This is a genomic window from Waterburya agarophytonicola KI4, assembly GCF_020640915.1.
GTDB classification, from domain to species: Bacteria; Cyanobacteriota; Cyanobacteriia; order Cyanobacteriales; family Xenococcaceae; genus Waterburya; species Waterburya agarophytonicola.
Genome location: NZ_JADWDC010000009.1, coordinates 11,800 through 35,738, shown reverse-complemented (window position 1 = coordinate 35,738; position 23,939 = coordinate 11,800). Strand labels below are relative to the sequence as shown.

The following is a 23,939-nucleotide window of genomic DNA, read 5'->3' as shown; positions in this document are numbered from 1 at the left end:
AGATAAGGCGTATCTATCAGTAGGAGGTTGGGAACTATAATAATTAGATGTTTGGCAGTTTAGCCCACAACTGAAATACCATCAACCATAATTGAAGGAGTAAAACAAGAACCATTCCAAATGGAATCATTGCCTAAAACAAGTTCTTGTTTTAAGATTTGATAAACATTACCTGCGATCGCAGTATCTTTAATCCGACCAGTTATTTTGCCATTTTCTACTCGATAACCCAGGTCGACATTGACAGAAAAGTCTCCACTAATATCTGCACCGCCACCCAATAGTTGATCAACAATAATTCCATTATTTAACTGAGCGATCAATTCGGCAAAACTAGCATTGCCAGAATTAACAATCAAATTGACTAAAGAAGGACTGGGATAAGTGTCCAAACCAGGACGAAAACCATTTCCTGTCGATTGAATATTTAACTCCCTAGCAATAGTGCGATCGCAATAAAATTGATTTAAAACTCCTTTGTTGATTAGATTTAATTCTTCAGTGACCATTCCTTCATCATCAAAAGGACAGTCATAAGGTAGTTTATCGGGCTGCTGGGATAAACTAATTTGTTCGGAAATAACAAGCTGTTGCAGTCGATCGCTCCAGGGAGAAGACTTTTCCTTGACTCTCTTGCCATTTAAAGCAGAAGAAACCGTACTCCAGAGTAAAGTTGCAGCATTAGCTGTTAACAATACGGGGACTTTGCCTTGGGGTGGATTAACATTTTGCTTTGCCCAATTTAGACGCTGAATAATCTGTTCTACAATTGAATTTAGATCTAGTTTATCTTTGGTATATTCCCCGTCATAAATACCTAAAAAATCTTCTCCTCTAACCAATTCTGCACCGAGATAATAACTCAATGCAGACTCACTATACTGACAGGATAATCCCTGAGAATTAATTAAAATAGTGGTTTCTCGTTCCGATTCCAATTCTGCCGAACAAATAAGTTCGGGACATTCTTTCCGTAATTGAGTAATTGCTTGATCGCCTAACTGAATCAATTCGGGTACAGAAGCTGTAGCACCTTCTAAATTATGAATGGCTGTTCTAGGTGGTGCTAATTCAATAATTTCAGGATCGTTAAGTTTAGCCAGAGCGATCGCTTTTTTTACCAATAATTCGGGATCTATTTTGCCATAGGCTACTGCCAAACCAGGACGATTATCTTGCCACAATCTTAAAGCCGTGCCGATTGATTGAGAGCTTTCTAGCTGCTTGAGGCGGTTTCCCTCAAAGAATACTGGCTGAGACTGGGATGTTACCTGATAAACTTCTGCATGACTCGCTCCTTGACGAGATGACAATTCTAGAAGTGATTCTAATTCATTACTCATTAAATTTAGATAATTTGAGATCGCTAACTTAGATAGTAGTTCTGAATTTGGCAATCTGCCGAAATTTACTAGCTCCAATTCTAATATTGTTCTCGCTGAAGTTGGTATGGATAAAACTAATTTTGCGATCACTCTCCATGATGAGATGTTCGGAGAGTATCAGTCTGCTGTTACTACTATTGGACTTTGGACAAAATAGTAATTTATTACCTCAGGAAAAAAGAAAAGACCGGGATTATATCTTAAAATAATTGAGCATTTAACAACTCAATACCAATTCCTTTTTAATGACTGTCACTACATCCCAAACCAAAATAGGAATAGCTTCTCGTCTCGTCAATGGTGTTCTGGCGATCGCACCTTTAGCCAACTTTGCCAAAAATCGCGCCCGTAACATGATGATTAAACGAGCCGAATCAATTGGCGTACCCTGGCGAGAAAATGTTCGGCAATTAAGCGATCGCGATTGGTCAGAAGATTTAACCGCAGTCGAAAACCCCGATCTAGAATATCCTGCATATTACACCACTTCATTTCATGCTTATGATGAAGGTAATTTAAGCTGGAAAGCTGCTTGGGAAGTGGAATCTGCTTCTCGTGCCGTTCACGCTCAAATTTGGTCGAGTGGCGATGTCAGTGGCGATCCGATGCTACGCCAAAGCTATAGTCAAGCAATTCTAGAAAACATTGCGATCGCACCCCATAATATTCTCGATTTGGGTTGTGGGGCGGGAATGAGTACTTTTGAATTGCAAAATATTTACCCCCAAGCTCAAGTTACAGGAGTCGATCTTTCTCCTTACTTTCTGGCAGTGGCAAAATATCGCGGGCAACAGAATAATCAAAATGTTAGATGGGTTCATGCTGCTGCGGAAACCACAGGCTTACCCGATGCTAGTTTTGATTTCGTTTCTGCTTGTTTGATGTTTCACGAATTGCCTACTGATGCTGCGGAGGCAATTATTAAAGAGGCGCATCGCTTGTTACGCCCAGGGGGATATCTAGGGATTATGGACATGAATCCCCAGTCAGAAATATTTCTCAAAATGCCTCCCTATATTCTTACCTTGCTAAAAAGCACCGAACCCTATTTGGATCAGTATTTTGCTCTAGATATGGAACAGGTATTTACTAAAGAGCGTTTTACAACTCCTAGTATTACGATCAATAGCCCCCGACATAGAGCGATAATCGCTCAAAAACTATAACCCTATCTAAATCTAACTTTGTATAGCTATAAAACATCCCTCTTTAAATAAGGCTGTAAAACATCAGGAACTTTAACAGTACCGTCTGGCTGTTGGTAATTTTCTAAAACTGCTGCCATAGTTCTACCAATAGCCAACCCCGAACCATTGAGGGTATGGACGTACTGCGTACCTTTTTTTCCTGCTTGCTTAAAACGAATATTGGCTCGACGAGCCTGAAAATCTCGAAAATTAGAACAGCTAGAAATTTCGCGATACATTTTTGCCGAGGGCAACCATACTTCTAAGTCATAGCATTTTGCAGCCCCAAAACCAATGTCTCCCGTACATAGTTCGAGAATGCGATAGGGCAATTTTAAAGCTTGTAAAATAGCTTCCGCATTTTCTACTAAAGCTTGATGTTCGGCATCGGAAGTTTCGGGGGTGACTACCTTGACTAGTTCTACCTTATTAAATTGATGGAGTCTGATCAAACCTCTGCTATCTCTGCCCGCACTACCAGCTTCGCGACGGAAACAGGGAGTGTAAGCACAGTGATGAATAGGCAGTTGGCTATCTTCGATCACTTCATCTCGATAAAGGTTGGTAACGGGTACTTCCGCAGTGGGAGTCAACCAAAGATCGTCATTAGTGCATTTAAAACTGTCTTCGGCAAATTTGGGTAGCTGGCTTGTACCAATCAGAGAAGCACTATTAACCAAGACGGGAGGCATAACTTCTAGATAACCAGCAGCAATTTGAGTATCAAGCATAAAGCTAATTAAAGCTCTTTCTAAAGCTGCTCCCGCACCAACAAGATTGACAAAGCGACTTTGAGCCACTTTCACTGCTCCTTTGAAATCGAGAATGCCTAGTTTTTCACCAATTTCCCAATGGGGCAAAATATCCTTATTTTCGGGGATATATTCATCGCCCCAACGTTTAATTTCTACGTTGTCTTCTTCTCCTTTGCCCAAAGGAACGGATTCGTCGGGTAAATTGGGCAATTCCAACAGCAAAGCTTCAATTTGAGTTTTTAATTCTTTCTCTTGGGGTTCTAAATCGCTTAACTGAGTTTTAATCTGGTTTCCTTCAGTTTTTAGCTGGGCGATCTCTTCTCCCTGAGGATCGCTACCGCTACCAATTTTTTTGCCAATTAATTTGCCAATTTCGTTACCCCGCGCGCTTAACTGACTGCGGTTGGTTTCTAGCTCTCTTGAAGATCGATCTAATTCTACAATCGATCGCACTTCGTAATTACCATGACGGCGATCGATTAATTCTTGGATTTTTTCGGGGTTGGATCGAATTAGTTTTAGGTCTAGCACCGCTTTTATCTTGTTAAATCATTGGCTTGTTTTTCTCTATGTTAGGATATCCTGTTTTCGATCTTTAAAGTCAAAAAGGAAATTCTAATTTAATCGAAGATTCAAATTCGCCATCTTTTTCTAAATCGGCATCTAAACCTACTAAACCCAATCCAGTTTTAGCTTTCCAGAAAGCACTCCCCCCAGTGAAAGTGGTTTCGCCATCGACGTTAGCCTTGACTCCCAAAGTTCCTAGAGCAGTCTTAGCACCTAGTTTGAGACTACCTCCAGTAAAGGTTGTGTTTTCGTCGAATTTGCCACTCACGCCAATATTTGAACCAAATAAGAGATTGGCATCCCAAGCAGCATTCCCTCCACTAAATCTAGTTGCTTCATCTAGTTTGACATCGGCAACTAAAGAACCAATCAAAGTCTTGGTGGATATTGTGACATCACCTCCTGTAAATACGGTGTGGCGATCGAAGTTACCTTTTAATGCCAACGAGCCTAACTTAGTTTTGGCTTTCCAGGCTGCATTTCCTCCCGTGAATGTTGTTTTTTCGTTAAAATTTCCTTGGATTGCGATCTCTCCTAGTTTTGTTTTAGCTTTCCAAGCGGTATTTCCCCCAGAAAAGGTAATTTCCTCGTTAAATTTGCTTTCTACGATGAACGAACCCAAAAATGTCTCGGTTTGCCATCCAGCAGTGCTTTTGATGGGTTTAAGCTCGTCGTTGAGGTTGATACCCAAATTTACCGAACCAAGTTTGGTTTTAGTTTGCCAAAAAGCTTTTCCATCGGTCAATTGGGCGCGATCGTTAAACTTACCATCAAATTTTAGAGAACCTACGGTAGTATCGGTTTTCCAAGATGTTTTTCCTGGCTGGAAAGAACTTAATTGTTCGTCAAAATTATAAAAATTAGCATGACTCAAGCTAACAAAGTTCCGATCGATCGCAAAACTAGAAATCAAATCGGGAGCATAATTTCCTTCTTTATCGGTAATTGTCAAACCCTCAAGGCGATCGCTTTGAACCTTGTTCTGGGGAAGATTGAAGTCACTATCTAACTGAACTGGTTCGAGAAAATTAATCTGCGTGCCAAGAAATATTCCTGTTGCTATTAACCACATAGTATAAATCTTTTATAAAATCGATCGACTAAAATTTCTTATATGTCTTCTAGTTTAATTTTTTGCAGATGAAGATGGTGTAATGTCGATCTAAAGTTTCCCTCGATTGCTCTATTGTAGCAATAGTTAAAAATAGCTAGAAACAGAACGTAATTGGGAAGGAATGGGAGTATCTGCGGAAAACTCCAAGCTGGTTTCGCGATCGCCTAAATATCCAGATTCGGTAAAAGAGACTAGCATTCTAGCCAGCGCAACCCACACTTCTCGATCGTACTCCCAATCTTTGTTTCTAGAGGTAAAACAGGCTATGGATTTTAAAGCCCAAAAATAGCTATTTCGAACTACCGAACCACCTTTTTTATAGGGTGGTAAATCTTCATGGGCAATCAACAAAATATTTTCTTCTATTCTGACTCGCATCAACCTACAGTAAATTTCTTAAAATTCGTTTTCTATTTTGCCTTCGCGATCGAGAGAATTGATTCCACGCTCTTGGCAGTCTCTAACAAGTGATTCTGCTTCTTGTTGCATTGTGGTAATTATTTTAGAATCTTCGGCTGCAAGATTGGATTTGGGAGTTGTTTTTATATTGGAAGATGGTCTAAGAGATTTTAATTGAGGATTCAACTCAATAGTTTTTTCAATGGGAATAGCCAAACTAGAGCGAGTAATCAATTTTTCTAAAGCCGAACAAAGTTGAGTTCCATCTTGATAAAGTTCTGGAGATTCCCACAAAGGATAAGCGTGTTTACCATTTACCCCGACAACCTCCCCTTGACTGTTTAACAACGCTCCTCCACTCATACCCTTCTTGACATCGTTTGTATAGCCTATTTGATAGCCTTCTAGTAGAGCTTGATTTAAAATAATAGTTATTCTACCTGTTTTAACAGCCAGTCCTGTTAAGGGGTTGGTTTGAGAATTTTCTCTGTCTCTTTCCGCAGGATTTTTGACTCCGACTTCCGAATAAGGAAAACCCGCAGCATAAATAGGCTCTCCCACTTCCAAATAAAGCGAACTACCGATTTTTGCCACGGGATAATTTACATCAGCAGAAAATTGCAAAACTGCTAAATCATATTTGCGATCGCTCTCAACTAAAGTAGAAATAACTTCGGCAGAGTGAATTTTTCCATCGGGGGTTTGGACGTTGTAGGGTGCTTCTCCCGCCCTTAAGACATGCTGGTTAGTAATCACAACATATTTATTCCCTTGTTGCTGCACTATAAAACCAGAGCCTAAAAACTCTTTATCCAACACTTTGATACTTATGTCCGCAGCAATTTCTTTGATTTCTGGAGATGACTCTTGGAAAGAATTAAGGGCAAAAATCTTTTTTAGCCCAAATCTATTCAGGGAAAAAAACGCCCCCGTACTTATTAAACAAGTTAGTCCAATGACGAGGGGAATTGATTTGGGCAAGTTTTTGTCAGAAGCAGTTTGTCCTGCTTGATTTTGCTTTTGTGACCCTCTACTGGGTAGCCATTTCATTCACTAGTGTTGATAAATGTTTGCGAGTTTAGATGGTGAAAATTCAATTTTTTAACGGTAACTTAGTTATTTACGGGGACTGATTCGATAAATTTATCCATATCTACATAAAACTCCCCGCCAGAATAGAAGCCCGCATCATCAGCACTTAGAGTTAAAGTTTGACCGCTGACGCTGCGACGGAAATCGACTAATCTGATCAAAACCCCTTCAGGATCTGTTCCTGGTTTGAGAGTAATGAGAACGTTATCTTCAGGACAAGCACCACCACGAGCGTTAGCTACGCAGAGTACGGGCATTTTGTTGATTTCACCCGTACGAATAAATTTTAGGTTGCCATCGTCGAGAAAATTTTGAAAACGCTGGGATATAGTCGAACATCTTTTTTGAGGAGTCCAGGTTTCGGAAAACTTGTTTGCCCAATTAATTAGAGTTACTCGACCTCTGGGAGTGTTGACAAAAGTATTCCAGTTGCCATCTAATTGGGCGCAGTAATAGGTGTTGTTATTTTTGGTTTGTGCTTTGGCGGGATTTGCGATCGCGCTGCCAAGAACAACGCTTAATCCAGCAAGCATGACTGCTAACGATCTGATTTTCATAGTACTTCTTGAGATATAGGAGCTATTACATTTAAAGCAAAGTAAATTATATAAAATAAACTACATATTTACTCCATCTTCATTTTAGCTGAATTTGATTCAGCCGAAACTATACTATACTGACAAATTGTGAAAATTTTACCGTAAATTCACACATATATCTGGGATGGCAGTTTCTAGTGATTGGTGATTTTGCGGGAAAATCAGTTAATTACTGACTAAGCTAGTATTTTGTCTCCTAAAATTGCTTGTTCTATAATATTGCGCTCTAATTTATGTCCGATTAAGACTAAACGGGTTTGTCTAGATTCGTCGGGTTGCCAAAGGCGATCGTAAAACGTATCAAAACGATTGCCTACTCCTTGTAATACCAAACGCATGGATTTATTTGGCACGTCTACAAATCCTTTGACGCGATAAATTTCTTGTTCTTGTAGTAGTTGTTTGAGCTTATCTGTTAAGACTTGGGGGTCAAAAGCTCTATCTAAAATAAGCTCGATTGAGTTAATATCATCGTCGTGTTCGTGTTCTTCTTCGTCGTCGTGATGAGAATGACGGCTTTCCAGATTATCTTCTACTGCTGCATTAAAACCGAGTAATAGATCTGGCTCGATTTCTCCTTGGCTAACAGTGACTATTTTTACCCCAGGCTTTAATTCTTGTTTGAGCCAGGCTTTAATTTTGTCGAGTTGCGTGCGATCGACTAGATCGGTTTTGGTCAACAAGACCATGTCCGCACAGGCTAATTGATCTTCAAATAGTTCTTCGATGGGGGTTTCGTGTTCTAGATTGGGATCTGCTTGTCTTTGAGATTCTAAAGCATCTAGATCTCCCACCAAATTCCCCGTTGCTAAGGCGTAACAGTCTACCACTGTAACTACTCCATCTACCGTAGCACTATTGCGAATTGCTGGCCAACGAAATGCTTGTATTAAAGGCTTGGGCAGAGCTAATCCCGAAGTTTCGATCAAGAGACAGTCAATTTTATCTCGTCGCTTGAGTAACTCTTGCATTACAGGATAAAACTCTTCCTGCACTGTGCAGCACAAACACCCGTTCGTTAATTCTACGATATTGCTATCGGGACTTTCTGATTCGTCGCAAACTTGGCAAGATCGCAATAAGTCCCCATCAATACCAACTTCGCCAAATTCATTCACCAAGACAGCAATTCTTCTTCCTTGGTTATTTTGCAACAGGTGGCGGACTAAAGTTGTTTTCCCTGCGCCGAGAAATCCTGAAATTACAGTAACGGGTATTTTATGCATTATGTATTATTTTTTTGGAGAAAGAATTAGCCTAAAATTGTGTTGGAAAGAAATCCCAAACCAATGCCACAGATAGTAAACCCAGCAAAACGCAGGGGAAGATTGGTTGGTAAAGTTGTGCGGTGGAGCATTTGCTTGCCTAAATAATAAGCAACGATACTGATGCCTAATTGAATAGCGCAAAAGCCTAATAAATAAGCTCCCAGAGCAGTAGTTTCTGCCCCTACAATCGACTCGCCATAAGCATAGCCATGAAAAATTCCTGCGATCGCGCTAACTGCCGTCAATAAAGCTAGGTTAGCTTGTTTTTTTCTCGTCAAAAAGATGCCCATCCCTAGCACTGAAGCAGAAATAATTAATTCGACTAAAGGTAGATCGATGCTTTGTAGGTGTACTCCCGTACCAATCGCCGTAGCTACAATAAAAGCTATAGGAATAACCATGCCCAATCTACTGCTCAAAGCTGCCAATAAACCGATCGCAATCACAAATACTAGATGATCGATGCCGATCACAGGATGACCTAACCCTGAGAGAAATCCTGCCATCAAGGTGCTAGGAATTTTACCTCCATTGGGATGATGTGCCAACACAGGAGAAGCATTAAGGACAAGACTTATCGCCAATGCGATACTAGAGACGAAACTGACTAGGGCGATTGCCTGATGACTAGGCTGAATCGACACTTTATTTTTATTCATATTTTGCCCAATTTAATTTTAATCAAATACAACCAAATTACTTGCAAGATGATTGGAGTAACTGGTTGTTTGCAAGCGCAAAGCATTATAGTCTAATTAGTTCGACAGAACTATTAAACGTAAGAATTCACAGTTGTTAACTTTCGTTTGTTTTGCTTAATCGTTAGTAACAAATGCTGAATGAAACTGATATTTTGTAGAGTAAGTAGAAAATCTTTTTGGTTGTTGCGGATCGACAAAATCTGTACCTCGCAGATCTAGAATAGTATTCCCAGTTGTAATATCGGCGGGCATTCTGACTATAGAGATTGTCACAGGCAAACTCTTCACAGTTGCGGGACAGTGAGAGATTTTCACTCTTGCTTTCCCCCTTACGTTTAATGAAGGATTTCCATTAAAACCGATTAGCTTATCTTGATACTTATTGCTACTTAATGTCAATCTATATTTGTTTAAATTATTATGATGAAGGAATTTTTAATACTTTTGTAGATCGGATTGATTTTATGATTAAGCGCGATCGCCAGAAAAAAGTACCGCAATAACTTATTCTTCGTTATGGAATCAGCAGAAAACCGAGAGAAATCGCCTCCAGCTAATCAGCCAGAAGAATCTAATGATTCTCGATCTTTGTCTAAAACAGAAACGATTAAGCTATTAAATGAAAGTATTGATCGCCTAGAATCGACGATCAAGGATATCAGCCAAAATTCTGTCAAAGATTTGCCTTCCTCTGACTCGATTAATACTTTATTGAACACCACTCAAGAATTGGCAGATTCTGTAGCTCCAACTGCTCCAAATCCCCCCCCCCGTTGTGGAAGAAACAGCACCGCCAGGAGTAACACCACAAGAGACTATTACCATTGCTCCAGAGGAAATTAAAGCAACTCCTCCTTTAGATCCTCCGATGGCAAAAAACCCGACTCAAGAAAAGAAAAAAGAGAATCGAGGTTTGGCAATTATTGGCGCGATCGCCATTTCTATAGCAGTTATTGCCCTAATTTGGTTATGGCTGCCCCAAAACAAAAGTATAGTCTCTTCAATTCCCGAACCAACTGAAATTATTGGCGATCGATCGATTGAACCCCAGCCAACAACCATCGATATTCCTGCAAATATTCCCGAACCTACCCTCGATGCAGTACCAGAGGCAAAATCTCCCCTTGAAGAACAATCTACCACCCTGGAGATAGACACTCCTCTAGAAACATCAATTCCTCAAGACTTAGTTTCCCCAGGAAGAGCCACCCAACTCAAAATAGTCACCATCGAACCTGAATTAACTTTTACCCCCGAACAAAGCCTAATTGCTGCGTTGCAAGCCAAATTAGCAGAGGTGATCGACAACTACGATCCCGAACTGTTTGAGACTGTGCGAGTAGACTTGCCTAACAACAGCCTTTTAGTAGAAGTAACAGATAATTGGTACGAGTTAAACGAATCTCGCCAAAATAAATTTGCTAATGAAATTCTTAAACGATCGCGACAGTTGAATTTTGGTCAGCTACAACTTCAAGATTCTACGGGTACATTAGTTGCTCGAAACCCCGTGGTTGGCGATCGCGCTATTATTTTGCAAACTAGCAAAAATAATTAATCGAATATGCTTCATCCTGCGAAAAATGTACAATATCTCTGGAGTAATTCTTAAACTTTAAACAAGGATACAGTAACAGGTGGTCAAAAAATTGAGTAATGAAATCTTAGCGAGCATTGTTGTTGTTGTGATTTGTAGCTCTGTATTAATCTTTTCTGCTTTTGCGGGTAACACTCCTGGGCAACAAGCGATCGCATCTGAAAGACAACAGTCTACAAATACTCCCCAACTAATCGCTCAAAATAATATATTTGAAGAGGAAACTTCTATGGATTTATCCAACGCTGTCACTACAGAATCGGGATTGAAGTACATTGTCGTCAACGAAGGTGATGGTGCATCTCCTCAAACTGGCGAAAATGTTACCGTTCACTATACGGGTACATTAGAAGACGGCAAAAAATTTGATAGTTCTCGCGATCGCAATCGTCCTTTTTCTTTTAAAATTGGTGTCGGACAAGTTATTAAAGGTTGGGATGAAGGAGTTGCTGATATGAAAGTCGGCGACAGACGAACTTTGATTATTCCTCCCGAATTGGGTTATGGCGCAAGAGGTGCAGGTGGAGTGATTCCTCCCAATGCAACTTTGATTTTCGATGTGGAATTATTAAAGATTGGCTAGTAGCCAATAGCCAATAGCTAATAGCTATTGGCTCGAAGATTTAAGTGTAAATTTTAGCAATATCAGCTAAAGTAGCTACTTTAAAACCATTTCCAACTGCTGCCATTTTCCATTCATCATTATGACGATAGACATCCGCTAGAATCATCCCCGTCATACCTTGATATTCTGTTCCTGAAAGGTCATAACGAGCAAGCTCTTGATTAGTCGTACGATTCACTAGCCTAACAAAAGCATTATTAACCATACTAAAGTCTTGCTTGCGTTCTTGGCACTTATAAATATTGATCGCGAGGACTAAATAAACAATATTAGACGGAATTAGAGGTAAATCGATATTAATTACCTCGTCGTCTCCTTCTCCCGCGCCAGTTAGATTGTCTCCTTGATGGGAGATCGCGCTAGAACTATGTCTTAAGTTGCCAAAGTAAATTATATTTTTAACATCGGTCAGCTTTTTATCGGCATCGAGGCAGATTACCGAAGAGTCGAGATCGAATTGTTTGTTATTGCCAAAGAATCCACCAGACTTCGGTGCGACATCCCAACCCAGTCCGCACATAATCTGTTTGAGGCTAGGATCTTCTTTGGTGAGAGAGATTCGTTGTCCTTTTTTTAAATTGATTGCCATCGTAATTAGTCATTGCCCGAATTAGGCACAGCAAAAGAATTATTTACTAGTTTAATCAATTCTGAAAGCAGCCAGATTAAGAAAAAAGCGATCGCAATACTAAATATTTTCCAGATATCGAACAAGTCTTCGACTGTGGTGAGAATTACCTTTCCTGGTTTGGTAACTAAATCCCAGCTATTAAAACGTTCAAATCTACCTAGATAGATGCCAACCACGCATAAAAAGTGAGCCAGCCCATTAATTAGAGTTATATATTTGCGATCGATAAAATCAATAAGATATCGATCTAATTTAATTAGAGAAACAACATAAGTCCCAAATCCTACGGTGATAAAAAATGTATACTGAGGAATTAAAATAAAAGCAATTGCCCAAAGAGGATAGTCTTTTTGGCTTAATTCAATAATATGAATTGAGTCGGTTAAAATATATGGCGCGTTGGGTAAAAATGCCAAAAAAACAATTAATGCTATCCACCAAACTAGATTGCGAATAGCTAAGGGACGAAATAAATAATAACTAAGTATCAGGGGAATAAAAGCTAGAAATAAATTCCAAATAATGCGATCGCTACTTTGGTTAAATAAGTCGAGAGATATTCTAATCCAATCAGTCATTTATTTATTTATTGCGCGAACTTAATTTGTCCTGTTTGTATTCGTTTTCAAGCAAGTCGTCACAATCATGAGAGTCGATCTCGGCTTCAGTATCTTCGCTTTTCTCTTTTGCTTCGGGGTCTGAAATTTCTCGATCGCATTCGTAAAAAGGATAATCTTCTGCTTGTTCTCGTATCTCGATCACTTCATTATCGACTTCAGGAGGCGCGCTAAATACATATTCTGTAGAATTAGCTGGAAATGCTCTAACTGCAAACAGTACTATAGTTAAAGTTCCAGAGCATTTTAAAGTAGTAAATAATCGATTAATCATAATTAACTAACTTCGTTGGTAACTACAAAAAAAGAAAGAGACTTTGCAATCATTAATTGTTTTTTTTTGCTCTAAACTTATTTAAGCACAACATTTAACGATGTCTCTTGCCAAGAATTTATCTAATTTATTATTAATTAATAATTGTTGATTATTGGTAATTATCCTTTTAGTTGACTTACTAAATGATTCAACTCAGGTAAAATAAGTTCCCTCACTGCTAGTTTTACTGCATTAGAAGAACCAGGCAAAGAAAAGAGTAATTTATGATTTTTAACTCCTGCAACAGCGCGAGAAGCGATCGCTCTCGAACCGATTTCTTGATAGCTGAGATAGCGGAATATTTCTCCAAAACCAGGCAAAGTCTTATCTAACAAACCACTAATAACGTCGTAGGTAGTATCTCTGGGAGCAATTCCCGTACCGCCATTAAAAATAATTACATCTAACTCCAAATTGCGATCGAGTTTGATCAACCACTCTTCAATAGCAGCAGGTTCGTCTTTGACGATACCGTAAGTAACTACATTGTGACCTGCATCGGTTAACAATTGCCTAATTAATTGACCGCTTTTATCTGTTTCGGGGGTACGAGTATCGCTAACGGTAATAATGGCACAATTAATCGCGATCGCTTTACTGTCGGGATGGGGAATCATAAACGCTAAATAATTAACAAACAACAAACAAAATAGGGAAATCTCGTACAAACTACGAAATCTCCCGTGTTGTTATCTATATTGATTTTTTTAAGGTTGCTTTGGATAGATTAATTTTTATCTAATCCCAATCCGTTTTCTGCGGCATACTTGTCCATAAAACGCACAAAGCGTTCAAATTCAGCTTCCGACTTCATAATCAATACAGCTTCAATGCCCCTAGCTTCACCATTGACAAACTTCCCCTTGACTTCACGGCTGACAATTTCACCTTCGTCATCAATTAGATACATCCCAGTAATTTCATCCGAGCTATCTTTACTCAAAATTTGGGGATCTGTAAAATAAAAAGTTGCCGTGCCAGTATTACCCGTTTTAGAACGAGTAACTTTAATTTCAGGAATTACCTCCTCTTTGATACCTCGGGAAAATTGAATTTCTGCCACACTCCGACTCCTAATATCTTGACAATCTGTTAATAATCTTTAATCATCTCATAAATTAAGGGAGTCAAGAGCATTAAAAATTGGCGTTGTTATAGACCTAACCAGGAGGCCAACTCATCGAGCGATCGCCTAAAATATGCAGATGGAGATGATCTACTGTTTGTCCCCCATCGCTACCATTATTGATCACTACTCGATATCCATTGGTGAGATTAGCTTGTTGGGCAACCTTTTGAACTGTCATCAACAAATGTCCCAACAGTTCGGTATCCTCTGCCGTAGACTCGGATAAACGAGGAATGGGTTTTTTAGGAATTACCAAAATATGAGTGGGTGCTTGAGGGTTGACGTCTTTAAATGCCAAAGCCAGATCGTCTTCATAGACAATATCTGCGGGTATTTCGCGACGGATGATTTTGCCAAAAATAGTATCGCTCATAAGTCAAAGTTAATTGATAACTATCGTCAATTTTATTAACAGCCATTATTGTAGTAGTATTCTTCTCTACCTTTATTCTCTTTATCTTTATACTTAACTTTCGTTAGGAATTATGGGTGACAAACTTAGCAGTGATATATTGTACAGTGATTTGGCAAATTCAGAATCAAGGGAATGGCTGATCGCTAATGGCATTGGTGGCTATGGTGCGGGGACTATATCAGGTCTTTTGACCAGACGCTATCACGGCTTATTAATAGCTGCCCTGAAACCTCCTTTGAAACGTACTTTATTGCTCTCTAAGCTAAATGAAACTGCCGTCTATGACACGCAAAAATATCCACTATATTGCGATCGCTGGGCAGATCGAGTCGTTCATCCTAAAGGTTACGAACATATAAGCAATTTTTTTTTGGTTGGCACTACTCCAGTTTGGGAATATGAATTTGCCGATGCCTTATTAGAAAAGCGCATTTGGATGCAGCAGGGAGAAAATACGACTTATATTCGTTACACCCTTCGCCGTGGCGAACTACCTCTGACATTATCCCTACAGGCGTTAGTTAACTATCGCGATCATCATGGCGATACCCATAATAATGACTGGCAAATGGAAATTAAGTCCATCGCAGAAGGAATTGAAATACAAGCTTACTCCGACGCTGCGTCTTTATATCTTTTTGGCGATCCTCACCAAGAAATTAAGATTGCTTGGCAACCCAATCATATTTGGTGCCACAATTATTCTCTATCAACGGAAAAATATCGCGGTCTGATTCATTGTGAAGATCATTTGTTAGGTGCTACGGGTACGGTAACTCTCTACGAACAAGATTCAATTACGGTGATTGCTAGCACTGAACCTCGACCAAATTTAGATGGCGAATCAGCTTGGAAAAAGCAATATAAATACGAACAAGAATTACTCAATAAATCTCAAAGAGTCACCTTAAACAAACCAAGCAGTGGGCGATCGATTCCGCCTCAGTGGATCAGCAAACTAGTACTCGCCGCAAATCAGTTTATTGTCGATCGCCCGACTAAAGTTGCCCACGATGGTAAGACTATAATTGCAGGTTATCCTTGGTTCAATGATTGGGGTAGGGATACCATGATCAGTTTACCAGGATTAACTCTAGCGATCGGTCGTCCTAGTGTAGCTCGTTTTATTTTACGCACCTATGCCGAATATGTCGATCGCGGAATGCTACCCAATGTTTTTCCCGATGGTAAAGAAAAACCAGACTACAATACTGTCGATGCTACTCTATGGTACTTTGAGGCTATTTTTGCCTACTATCAAGATACTCTAGATAAAAGTCTGATTAAAGAGCTATTTCCCGTTTTAGCTAATATTATTACTAGTTACAGTCGAGGTACTCGTTACAATATTCATCAAGACTCCGACGGCTTGTTATATGCAGGAGGAGACGGACATCAGTTAACCTGGATGGATGCCAAAGTAGATGATTGGGTAGTTACACCCCGCACGGGAAAGCCAGTCGAAATTAATGCTTTATGGTACAACGCTTTGATTGTGATGGAGCAATTGGCGATGGAAATCGATCGCCCCCACTCAGAATATACCAAATTAGCAAGTTCTGTGAGGGAAGGCTTTCAAAAGTTTTGGCATCAAGAACTAGGTTATTGCTACGACGTAATAGATACTTCTGGGGGTAATGATGATACCTTTCGCCCCAATCAAATTTTCGCTGTCTCTTTGCCATCCGTGAGCCAGGCACCCCCTCTACTAACTCTCGAACAACAGAAAAGCATTATCAATCTAGTTACCCAAGAATTAGTAACGCCTTGTGGATTGAGGACTCTTGCTCCCAGCCATCCTGACTATCACGGAACTTATGGAGGCGATCGCAAAGAGAGAGATGGAGCGTATCATCAAGGCACTGTCTGGGCTTGGCTTATCGGTCATTTTGTCCAGGCTCATCTCAAGGTTTACCAGCAACCCGAAACCGCACGGGAATTTTTAACTCCTATGGCAAATTTGTTGGAAACTGGATGTATCGGTACGATTGGAGAAATTTTTGATGCCGATCCTCCCTTCGCTCCCAGAGGATGTTTTGCTCAAGCTTGGAGTGTAGCAGAGGTGTTGAGAAGTTGGAAGTTAATCGACGAATACGAACGAGTAATGACAAATAAGTAATTATTTGTTTGCTCTGCTGACAACAATACCGATCGCTTGGTTAACTTTGCCCACATAATTTTGTAAGTCTGGAGCGATCGCTACTTTTCCTGCGGGGGAAGCATGAATTAAGCCGATTTTGCCATTAGGCTGACGATAAACAAATCCTGTATGGGTAAAGTCTAATCCTGCAATATTGGTAGCTACCCCCACAATATCCCCTGGCTGTAGTCGGTCATATACTCGATGGATGTTTTTAGTGGGAATATAGTTAAAGTTATCCGACAAGCTTTCTTCTACTTCCGCAATACATTTAAAATTGGCATCGCTTTTGACTAGGTTAGGATAACTATGGCTATGACTGGTCATAAAGTTGAGTTTTTTGACTGTATCGACTCCACCCAATTGCTCGGTAATATTTTGGATGTTACCTCTTTTTTGATTGTCTTCAATCCAATCTGAGAAATAATGCAAACGGCTACAATAACCGTTCATTTTACCATTCCAATAACGTTGATTTTCTACGGCTCTACTAAAGGCTTGATAACCATAGTTTTGTTGCTTAATATTATTGGCGATCGCTAATACTGTCTCGACAAATAATAAACAATCAAATTGCTTGAGGGAAATAATTAATGTTTCGTGGGGCGATCGATCCAATAACCCTGCTTTATATTCTGCACCCAGTAATTCTTGGGCTACTTGCTGCACTATTTCTCCAAAAGATACTTGCTCTAAATTATTATTAATGATGCCTTCAATGATAGTTTGATATTTTTCTCGATCTTGTAAATCAGAAAAATCTAGACTATTTTCAGATGTATTTGTCGTCAAGGCAAATAGTTCGTTGTCCTTGGCGATCGTTTCTATGGCAAAAATAGCAACCAGAATACCTAAGACTAAGATCGGTTGCATCGATAATCGAGAAATTATTCGTTTCATCTTACTAATTATTTTATTGTGTCCCCAAGCTTTTGAATGCGATCGTGTGGAGTCATCAATCTATAGAATCAACAACTACCTAAGAAATAACCGATTATTTCCCTAAAGTTAATTCCTCTTTTTTACCCAAAATACCTTGTGGTCGCCATACCATCAGCACCATCAAAATTAAGCCAATTACCATGACGCGAAATGCACCTTCTTCCGAACTGCTAAACCAACCCAGTTTGGGTAAATAAAAGCGAGTTAGGGCATCATAAGCCCAAAAAACGATCGCTCCTAAAATTGCCCCAGGGTTATTACCCGCACCGCCCAAGACTACCATCGTCCAAACATTAAACGTAATCAGAGTTTGAAAATTACTAGGATAGATAGTTGTCAATTGCCAAGCATAAAATGCTCCTGCCAAACCTGCGATCGCGCCACCCAACATAAACGCCTGTAGCTTATACCAAAATACGTTTTTGCCCAACGCCCTGGCTATTTCTTCGTCTTCTCGAATGGCTTTGAGGACTCGACCCCAAGGTGACTTAACTAGTAGCTCCAAGCCCCAATAAACCACTGCTAAGGCAATTAATACAAGCAGCATCAACCCCGCTTTATAATTGTAGTCGAGGAGGGCAGCGCAACCATTAATATAAACAGTTAAAATAATTCCTAAACCTAAGATTCCCCAGATAATCAAACTAAGGATTTTAGTAGGCTGATAGCTTTTACCTTGAATTGATTTTCCTTCGCGATATTGCGATCGCAATCCTTGACCCAATTGCCAAGCAGCAAATATTGCCAGCAAAGTTAAAACACCAATTAAAAGATATTCTTGAACTAAATTAGGTTCAAAGCGATCGAGAGGAAGGGGAAAACGTTGAATCCCAAAAGAGCCTTTAGTCAACCATTCTTCATTGAGAGCAATTAAGCGCAGTAATTCGGAAACACCAATAGTAACGATCGCTAAATAGTCTTCGCGCAACCGCAGGGTAGACATGCCAATCAATAGCCCCAACAATGCTGCGATCGCAATACCTGCAATAATAGCTAAAATTAAAGGAACACCTTGAGAGCTAAGTAAAACCGTCGTATATGCCCCAACCGTCATGAAAGCAACATGACCAAAATTAATTAAACCTGCATAGCCCCACTGTAGATTCAATCCCAAGGCAAACAGGGAATACAACCCCACATATATTGTCAGAAAAACTAAATATCCAACCATTGATATTTCTCAGCCGTTAAATCCATTATCGCAGCCGATTGTAACCTAGTTAAATACTTTCTTCGGATTAATTAATACAAAAAAGCACGATATACCCGATGGAGTATACCGCACGTCAAATATTTGCCAGGAAATTATTCTGACGTTAATTTATGCCCAAACTTTATGCCAAAACAAAATCAACTTCATCCGCGCCATCAGTAGCACCTGTTCCGCTAACTAGCTTTTCGCCGTTAACTTCTACTGCGAAATCCGTACCGTCTAATTTAAGATTGTAATCAGTTGCATCTCCTGTATAGCCAACGCTGGCGACCATTTGACGACCCGCATCAGTATATTTAAACGCCATCATCTGGTTTTTATCTTTCTCATTATCTTTTGCCCAGATAACCATATATTGTTCGTCTTGATATTCAAACACTTTAGGCGATCGAGTTGGAACATAACGACCAGGGTTGCCAAAACTTTTATCCAAAAAGTCTTGAACCGAACTAGGTTCAACCACAGCATAGGCTACTTCGTCTGCTGCTACGATTTCTGCGTCGCCTTCACTTTCTTCGACAACTTCTTCCTTGTCGCGATTACGCATATAGTCTACTGCTTTTTTAGTTCCGATCGCACCGACGGCTGCTACCCCAGCACCAATCAAAATATTACGTAGTTTACTCATGTTTTGCTCCAAGATTAACAACTATATCCTTTAATAAATAGCATATTGGTCGATAATCCTTGATTATCTTGCTTTTTTTTAATAGTTAATCTGAGTTTAAAGAATCAAAATCATAACTGTAGTTTAAATCTATTAAATCTATTCCGCATTTTTATTGACTATTAACATTACTTATGTGTAAAATAATACTTAACTTTATTTAATCTTTGGTTACTTTCCGCAACTTAACAAAGAAAGCGAAAGTATTTAACCTAAAGCAATTATCAAATTAATCAAAACAATATCAAGAAATAGGAGATCGAAATGGGAGATAAAGATTTTTTCTTAAGTCCTGATGATGCTCAGACTATGGGCGACATCAATTACATGAGAACAAGCAAAAGAACTAGAAGAACTTTTCCTAAAACTTTAAAAAACCCTAATGGGTTTGCCATTGAAAACGAAGTTTCTGCTATGGAAGACAGATCTGGAATGTACAAAAATAACAACAATAACCAAAATATTGCTGTTAATACTTTATTCAACCCTACTCCCAGCACTCAATCTCAGCCTGGGATAACTGGCGGTTCTGCGGTCAATCAAACTAATTCGGTACAGCCTGAAGCACCTGCACCTCAAGCTCGTCGTAAGTCTGACAGCAGCATGGATATGTTCCGTAATATGGCGAAAAACATCCGTAGATAGAAACTATAGAGCGATCTACAGTGTTAGTTACTGACATTAATTAAAAATTAAAAGCATAGTTGGGGCGAATTATTACAGTTCGCCTCTTTTTTTTGATATTTTGCGGGATCTGACAAAAATTAAATTACCATATTGAAGTTATTTAATATGGAGTCAAGATCGATGACCAATACGCAAACCAGAAAAGCCGATCACCTGCGTATTTGTCTGGAAGATGACGTACAATTTCGCCATTTGACTAATGGTTTGGATAAGTATCGTTTCGATCATACTTGCTTGCCAGAATTAAACTTGAGCCAAGTCGATCTTCGTACCAAGTTTTTAGCTAAAACTCTTAATGCTCCTCTTTTGATATCTTCTATGACAGGAGGGACAGAACAAGCAAAAACAATCAACTGTCGTCTGGCTAAAGCAGCCCAAAAACATGGTTTGGCAATGGGTGTCGGTTCACAACGAATTGCCGTAGAAAACCCCGATGTCGCTCATACCTTTGCGGTACGATCCCTCGCTCCCGATGCAATGTTGTTTGCCAACTTAGGAGCAGTACAACTGAATTATACTTATGGTTTGGAACAGTGTTTGAAAGTAGTAGATATCTTACAAGCTGATGCTTTGATTTTGCATCTCAATCCTTTACAAGAATGTATTCAACCCAACGGAGATACTCAATTTAAAGGATTATTAGCCAAGATAGAACAGCTTTGTCAACAAATAGATGTCCCCGTCATTGCTAAAGAAGTCGGCAATGGTATTTCCGCTAAGATGGCAGCCAAATTAATTGATGTAGGAATAGATGTAATAGATGTGGCGGGTGCTGGGGGAACATCTTGGGCAAAAGTAGAAAGTCAAAGAGCAGAAAATAACCTACAACGTAGATTGGGTAGAACCTTTGCTGATTGGGGCATTTCTACCGCAGACTGTATTGTTGATATTAGAACGCAATATCCCGATCTACCTTTAATTGCTTCTGGAGGTTTGCGAGATGGCATGGAAGTCGCTAAAGCGATCGCCTTGGGGGCAGATTTGGCAGGTTTGGCTTTTCCTTTTTTACAAGCAGCCTCAGAGTCGGAAACAGCTTTAGATGAATTGATTGAGCTATTAATTGCCGAAATTAAAACCGTCATGTTTTGTACGGGAAATCAGGATTTATCCCAGTTAAAGAGATCGCCATCTTTGATTGAAATAACAAATAACAAGTAGTTTGATAATTTTTCTCAATTGTGAAAATAAATAATAAATTTTGGGCATTCTAATTTCAGTCAATTACATTGAGATGAAAGCGAGACGATGCCAGAAACTGTATATATTTCAATTGAGAATCTATCAACTGAAGCAGGAACTTTCCTAACACCTACCTGGATTGGAGTACACGATGGTAGATTCGACCTATTCGATCGCTTTCGTCCCGCTTCGGTTGGCTTAGAAAGATTAGCCGAAGATGGTAATACAGAAGTTTTAAGCCAAGAATTCAACTATCAGTCTGGGATCGATCGCCTTATTGTGGGTGGAGATAGAACTCCATCGGTAATAGATCCAAGAGAAATTGCCCAAATCAGTTTGGAATTAAATACTGAAAATCCCAATCATCAGTATTTATCCTATGCCTCGATGTTTATCCCTTCCAACGATATTTTTATTGCTAACGAAGATTCTCGGAGTATAGATTTATTTGATGACACGGGAAATTTAAACTCTGGGGAATATATTATTTATGGCGATCGCTTATGGGATGCGGGAACAGAAGTTAACGATGAAAATGAAAACAGTACGGCTTTTGCAGGACAAGAACAACCCAATACAGGAACGTCAGAAGGTGGGGTAGTCAGCCCAAGTTCGGGATATATCAACGGCGGTAGACTAGAGAGTCTTTATCCTGGTGCGGAAAATCTGGTAGATAGCGATCGCGAAATTGCCAAACTTACCGTACACGATGGTAGCGGAATAGTTACTAATCCCAATTTAGTCGAGTTAACCATTACTGTGACTAATTTAGCCCCAGAGAACGGCACTTTATTATCCCCTGTTTGGTATGGCTTTAGCGATGGTACATACGAAACTTACGATCCTAATCGTCCTGCATCTCCTGGTTTAGAAAGTTTAGCCGAAGATGGTGATGCGAGCATCTTAGCAAATGAATTTTCACTAGGAGATTGGGGTTACGTCCAGGGAACAATTAATGGAAATAAAGGGGCTGATCCTGGAATTTTAGACACTGAAGAGACAGTAACCCACAAAGTAATCCTAGATCGTTCTCAAAGTTCTAGTCGTTACTTTAATTACGCCTCAATGATCTTACCTTCCAATGATGCTTTCGTTGCTAATGGTAATGGTATTGCTCACGAAATATTCGATCGCAATGGTAATTTTTTGGGCGTAGATCTGACTGTTAAAGGTTCGGATGTTTTAGATGCAGGAACAGAAATAAATGACGAATTACCTAGCAATACTGCTTTTTTTGGACAAACAACTCCCAATACAGGGGAAAATCAAAATAGAGTAGTTACACCCCATCCTGGGTTTAAACCAGAGGGGAGTATTTTAAATGCGGCAGATTTTAGCAATGCTGATTTTACTCAGCCTAACTACGATTTAGCCCGAATTACGATTACTTCTTCCCAAGTGCCAACTCGCCGAGAAATATATGGCTTTTTGGATATCGTTTCTTTCCGACAATTCTATACCCCATCTATTATTGAACGAGACTATATTGTGAACAACCTACCTCAATACCGTTCCCAAGGTATAGCATTTTTGGGAGGAGATGAAGCGACGGGAGATCCTATATATCGCTTCTTCAATACTTCTACAGGTCAACATCTTTATACCCCTTCTGAAGTAGAAAGAGACGCTGTTCTGGGACTAAAGAATTATAATTTTGAAGGGATTGGTTTTTATGCCTATAAACAACAAATAGAAGATACCGAACCACTTTATCGCTTTTATAATACAGAACTAGATACCCATTTCTACACAACTTCCCCAGCAGAGAGAGACGGATATTTAAGTAATGAAGATTTTGTGGCGGAAGGAGATGGGGGAATTGCTTTTTACGTAGATACTATTTAACGCTTAGTATAGTGATTTTTGTCTTTTCCTAAAAGCGATCGCTTTTATCATCCCTTTTTTTGAGAAGATAGTTTGCGACTGATGCCCGCAAACTATCTTTTCTTTTTGTCCAAAGTCCAATAACCAAGCTGTTGAAGATTTATCAAAACTGACATACAACTGTCACAGCAATGCTAAACCTAATTGGTATATTTAGTGACCGAATAAAAAACAGATAAGGTTTTTGTCCTTAATTATGAAGATGCGATCGCTACTTTTAATACTTTTATTTTCTTAAAACCATTACGCATTGGGGTTCGGCAACTAGCAAGTAAGTCTTATTTATTTCCTTATAAGGTATTCTCAATGAAAATTAAGCCTTTGTTTGTGCTTCCTACTTCGCCTCTATCATTCTCTCAATCTTTACCCTGGCTGGGAATATATTTGCTATTGGCAATCTCTTTTGGTTTTACTCAATTTATCTCTTCTATTGATGTTACTGGAATAGATCTGGCTTTAGCATTGGGCATTGCATTGGGAATAATTTTGGAAATTAAATTTGACTTGGAAACCTTATTTGTCGGGGGGTTGATTGGAGTAATGATTTTGGCTTTTGTACTGATGGTGTTACTAATGTCTCTATCTAACTCTTTTTTTAAACTGATCTTTATTTTGGCATCAACCACAACTGTGGTAGCGATAGGGTGTGTTTTGGTGCAGTGGTTGATTAAAAACTGGATTTGTCGTTCCTGGGGAAAAGCAACGGGAATAATTATTTCAGAGATCGCTATTAGCTTGGGAGTGGGACTGCATTATTAATGCTTAGATTCGGTTTGGATTTTAGCAATATATCAAAATTGGTTCAATAACATTTCTACAAGCGAGTAAAT

At 39.4% G+C, this 23,939-nt stretch carries 27 protein-coding genes and 1 riboswitch; of the genes, 9 read left to right on the top strand and 18 right to left on the bottom strand.

Features of this window, described 5'->3' with window-relative positions:
- Positions 1-59: 59 nt before the first annotated feature.
- Complete coding sequence (locus I4641_RS05465) at positions 60-1,343, bottom strand: TldD/PmbA family protein (RefSeq protein WP_229639463.1); 1,284 nt, start codon at positions 1,341-1,343, stop codon at positions 60-62.
- 287 nt (positions 1,344-1,630) lie between these two features.
- On the opposite strand from I4641_RS05465, the gene I4641_RS05460 reads away from it, so the two are divergent.
- Entirely contained in the window at positions 1,631-2,551 is a 921-nt protein-coding gene (locus I4641_RS05460; RefSeq protein ID WP_229639462.1) for a class I SAM-dependent methyltransferase, read from the top strand.
- 26 nt (positions 2,552-2,577) lie between these two features.
- Here the strand turns inward: I4641_RS05460 and serS are convergent, their stop codons facing one another.
- From serS to I4641_RS05420, 8 genes are all read right to left on the bottom strand, one after another.
- Positions 2,578-3,858, bottom strand: coding sequence for a serine--tRNA ligase (gene serS, locus I4641_RS05455; RefSeq protein WP_229639461.1), 1,281 nt, complete (start codon positions 3,856-3,858; stop codon positions 2,578-2,580).
- Between the two features lie 70 nt (positions 3,859-3,928).
- On the bottom strand, positions 3,929-4,966 hold the full coding sequence (locus tag I4641_RS05450) for a hypothetical protein (RefSeq protein ID WP_229639460.1): 1,038 nt from the start codon (positions 4,964-4,966) through the stop codon (positions 3,929-3,931).
- Positions 4,967-5,092: 126 nt separating this feature from the next.
- Positions 5,093-5,386 (bottom strand): hypothetical protein, encoded by a 294-nt coding sequence (locus I4641_RS05445; protein WP_229639459.1) that lies wholly within the window; start codon positions 5,384-5,386, stop codon positions 5,093-5,095.
- 18 nt (positions 5,387-5,404) lie between these two features.
- Entirely contained in the window at positions 5,405-6,457 is a 1,053-nt protein-coding gene (locus tag I4641_RS05440) for a S1 family peptidase (protein WP_229639458.1), read from the bottom strand.
- A 62-nt stretch (positions 6,458-6,519) separates the two neighbouring features.
- Positions 6,520-7,056, bottom strand: a complete 537-nt coding sequence (locus I4641_RS05435) for a COP23 domain-containing protein (protein ID WP_229639457.1) — start codon at positions 7,054-7,056, stop codon at positions 6,520-6,522.
- A 218-nt stretch (positions 7,057-7,274) separates the two neighbouring features.
- Entirely contained in the window at positions 7,275-8,324 is a 1,050-nt protein-coding gene (gene cobW, locus I4641_RS05430) for a cobalamin biosynthesis protein CobW (protein ID WP_229639456.1), read from the bottom strand.
- A gap of 26 nt (positions 8,325-8,350) precedes the next feature.
- Positions 8,351-9,025: a HupE/UreJ family protein gene (locus I4641_RS05425; RefSeq protein WP_229639455.1), complete on the bottom strand. Its 675-nt coding sequence runs from the start codon at positions 9,023-9,025 to the stop codon at positions 8,351-8,353.
- 156 nt (positions 9,026-9,181) lie between these two features.
- Complete coding sequence (locus I4641_RS05420) at positions 9,182-9,319, bottom strand: hypothetical protein (protein ID WP_229639454.1); 138 nt, start codon at positions 9,317-9,319, stop codon at positions 9,182-9,184.
- Positions 9,294-9,445: riboswitch (cobalamin riboswitch) on the bottom strand. (Overlaps the previous gene by 26 nt.)
- A gap of 138 nt (positions 9,446-9,583) precedes the next feature.
- Between I4641_RS05420 and I4641_RS05415 the strand changes: the two genes are divergently transcribed.
- From I4641_RS05415 to I4641_RS05405, 3 genes are all read left to right on the top strand, one after another.
- The gene (locus I4641_RS05415; RefSeq protein ID WP_229639453.1) at positions 9,584-9,910 is read left to right on the top strand and encodes a hypothetical protein; all 327 of its coding nucleotides are present in this window, start codon (positions 9,584-9,586) and stop codon (positions 9,908-9,910) included.
- Complete coding sequence (locus I4641_RS05410) at positions 9,843-10,625, top strand: hypothetical protein (RefSeq protein WP_229639452.1); 783 nt, start codon at positions 9,843-9,845, stop codon at positions 10,623-10,625. Before I4641_RS05415 ends, I4641_RS05410 begins: the two co-directional genes overlap by 68 nt.
- Before the next feature lie 79 nt (positions 10,626-10,704).
- A complete protein-coding gene (locus I4641_RS05405; RefSeq protein WP_229639451.1) occupies positions 10,705-11,247 on the top strand; it encodes an FKBP-type peptidyl-prolyl cis-trans isomerase in 543 nt (180 codons plus the stop codon).
- Positions 11,248-11,287: 40 nt separating this feature from the next.
- Here I4641_RS05405 and I4641_RS05400 read toward each other — a convergent pair whose 3' ends face one another.
- The 6 genes from I4641_RS05400 to I4641_RS05375 all read right to left on the bottom strand — a co-directional run bounded on the left by I4641_RS05400 (position 11,288) and on the right by I4641_RS05375 (position 14,355).
- Positions 11,288-11,878, bottom strand: coding sequence for a TerD family protein (locus I4641_RS05400; RefSeq protein WP_229639450.1), 591 nt, complete (start codon positions 11,876-11,878; stop codon positions 11,288-11,290).
- A 5-nt stretch (positions 11,879-11,883) separates the two neighbouring features.
- Entirely contained in the window at positions 11,884-12,498 is a 615-nt protein-coding gene (locus tag I4641_RS05395) for a DUF1361 domain-containing protein (RefSeq protein ID WP_229639449.1), read from the bottom strand.
- Positions 12,499-12,502: 4 nt separating this feature from the next.
- The gene (locus tag I4641_RS05390; protein ID WP_229639448.1) at positions 12,503-12,811 is read right to left on the bottom strand and encodes a hypothetical protein; all 309 of its coding nucleotides are present in this window, start codon (positions 12,809-12,811) and stop codon (positions 12,503-12,505) included.
- 161 nt (positions 12,812-12,972) lie between these two features.
- Entirely contained in the window at positions 12,973-13,470 is a 498-nt protein-coding gene (locus tag I4641_RS05385) for a MogA/MoaB family molybdenum cofactor biosynthesis protein (RefSeq protein WP_229639447.1), read from the bottom strand.
- 110 nt (positions 13,471-13,580) lie between these two features.
- Positions 13,581-13,916 (bottom strand): photosystem II reaction center protein Psb28, encoded by a 336-nt coding sequence (psb28, locus tag I4641_RS05380; RefSeq protein WP_229639446.1) that lies wholly within the window; start codon positions 13,914-13,916, stop codon positions 13,581-13,583.
- Between the two features lie 97 nt (positions 13,917-14,013).
- Positions 14,014-14,355, bottom strand: coding sequence for a histidine triad nucleotide-binding protein (locus tag I4641_RS05375; RefSeq protein WP_229639445.1), 342 nt, complete (start codon positions 14,353-14,355; stop codon positions 14,014-14,016).
- Between the two features lie 112 nt (positions 14,356-14,467).
- Here I4641_RS05375 and I4641_RS05370 point away from each other — a divergent pair, with 112 nt between their 5' ends.
- Positions 14,468-16,516 (top strand): amylo-alpha-1,6-glucosidase, encoded by a 2,049-nt coding sequence (locus tag I4641_RS05370; protein ID WP_229639444.1) that lies wholly within the window; start codon positions 14,468-14,470, stop codon positions 16,514-16,516.
- Here the strand turns inward: I4641_RS05370 and I4641_RS05365 are convergent, their stop codons facing one another.
- The 3 genes from I4641_RS05365 to I4641_RS05355 all read right to left on the bottom strand — a co-directional run bounded on the left by I4641_RS05365 (position 16,517) and on the right by I4641_RS05355 (position 19,320).
- Positions 16,517-17,437 carry an N-acetylmuramoyl-L-alanine amidase-like domain-containing protein gene (locus I4641_RS05365; RefSeq protein ID WP_229639443.1) on the bottom strand — a complete coding sequence of 307 codons (921 nt, stop codon included), beginning with the start codon at positions 17,435-17,437 and terminating at the stop codon, positions 16,517-16,519. It abuts the gene before it with no gap.
- Between the two features lie 94 nt (positions 17,438-17,531).
- Positions 17,532-18,650: a branched-chain amino acid ABC transporter permease gene (locus tag I4641_RS05360; RefSeq protein WP_229639442.1), complete on the bottom strand. Its 1,119-nt coding sequence runs from the start codon at positions 18,648-18,650 to the stop codon at positions 17,532-17,534.
- Between the two features lie 163 nt (positions 18,651-18,813).
- Complete coding sequence (locus tag I4641_RS05355) at positions 18,814-19,320, bottom strand: hypothetical protein (protein WP_229639441.1); 507 nt, start codon at positions 19,318-19,320, stop codon at positions 18,814-18,816.
- Between the two features lie 303 nt (positions 19,321-19,623).
- Between I4641_RS05355 and I4641_RS05350 the strand changes: the two genes are divergently transcribed.
- The 4 genes from I4641_RS05350 (at position 19,624) to I4641_RS05335 (ending at position 23,868) form a co-directional block, all read left to right on the top strand.
- On the top strand, positions 19,624-20,004 hold the full coding sequence (locus I4641_RS05350; RefSeq protein ID WP_229639440.1) for a hypothetical protein: 381 nt from the start codon (positions 19,624-19,626) through the stop codon (positions 20,002-20,004).
- Positions 20,005-20,166: 162 nt separating this feature from the next.
- Positions 20,167-21,204 (top strand): type 2 isopentenyl-diphosphate Delta-isomerase, encoded by a 1,038-nt coding sequence (gene fni, locus I4641_RS05345; protein WP_229639439.1) that lies wholly within the window; start codon positions 20,167-20,169, stop codon positions 21,202-21,204.
- 87 nt (positions 21,205-21,291) lie between these two features.
- Complete coding sequence (locus tag I4641_RS05340) at positions 21,292-23,070, top strand: spondin domain-containing protein (RefSeq protein WP_229639438.1); 1,779 nt, start codon at positions 21,292-21,294, stop codon at positions 23,068-23,070.
- 345 nt (positions 23,071-23,415) lie between these two features.
- The gene (locus I4641_RS05335; protein ID WP_229639437.1) at positions 23,416-23,868 is read left to right on the top strand and encodes a hypothetical protein; all 453 of its coding nucleotides are present in this window, start codon (positions 23,416-23,418) and stop codon (positions 23,866-23,868) included.
- Positions 23,869-23,939 lie beyond the last annotated feature (71 nt).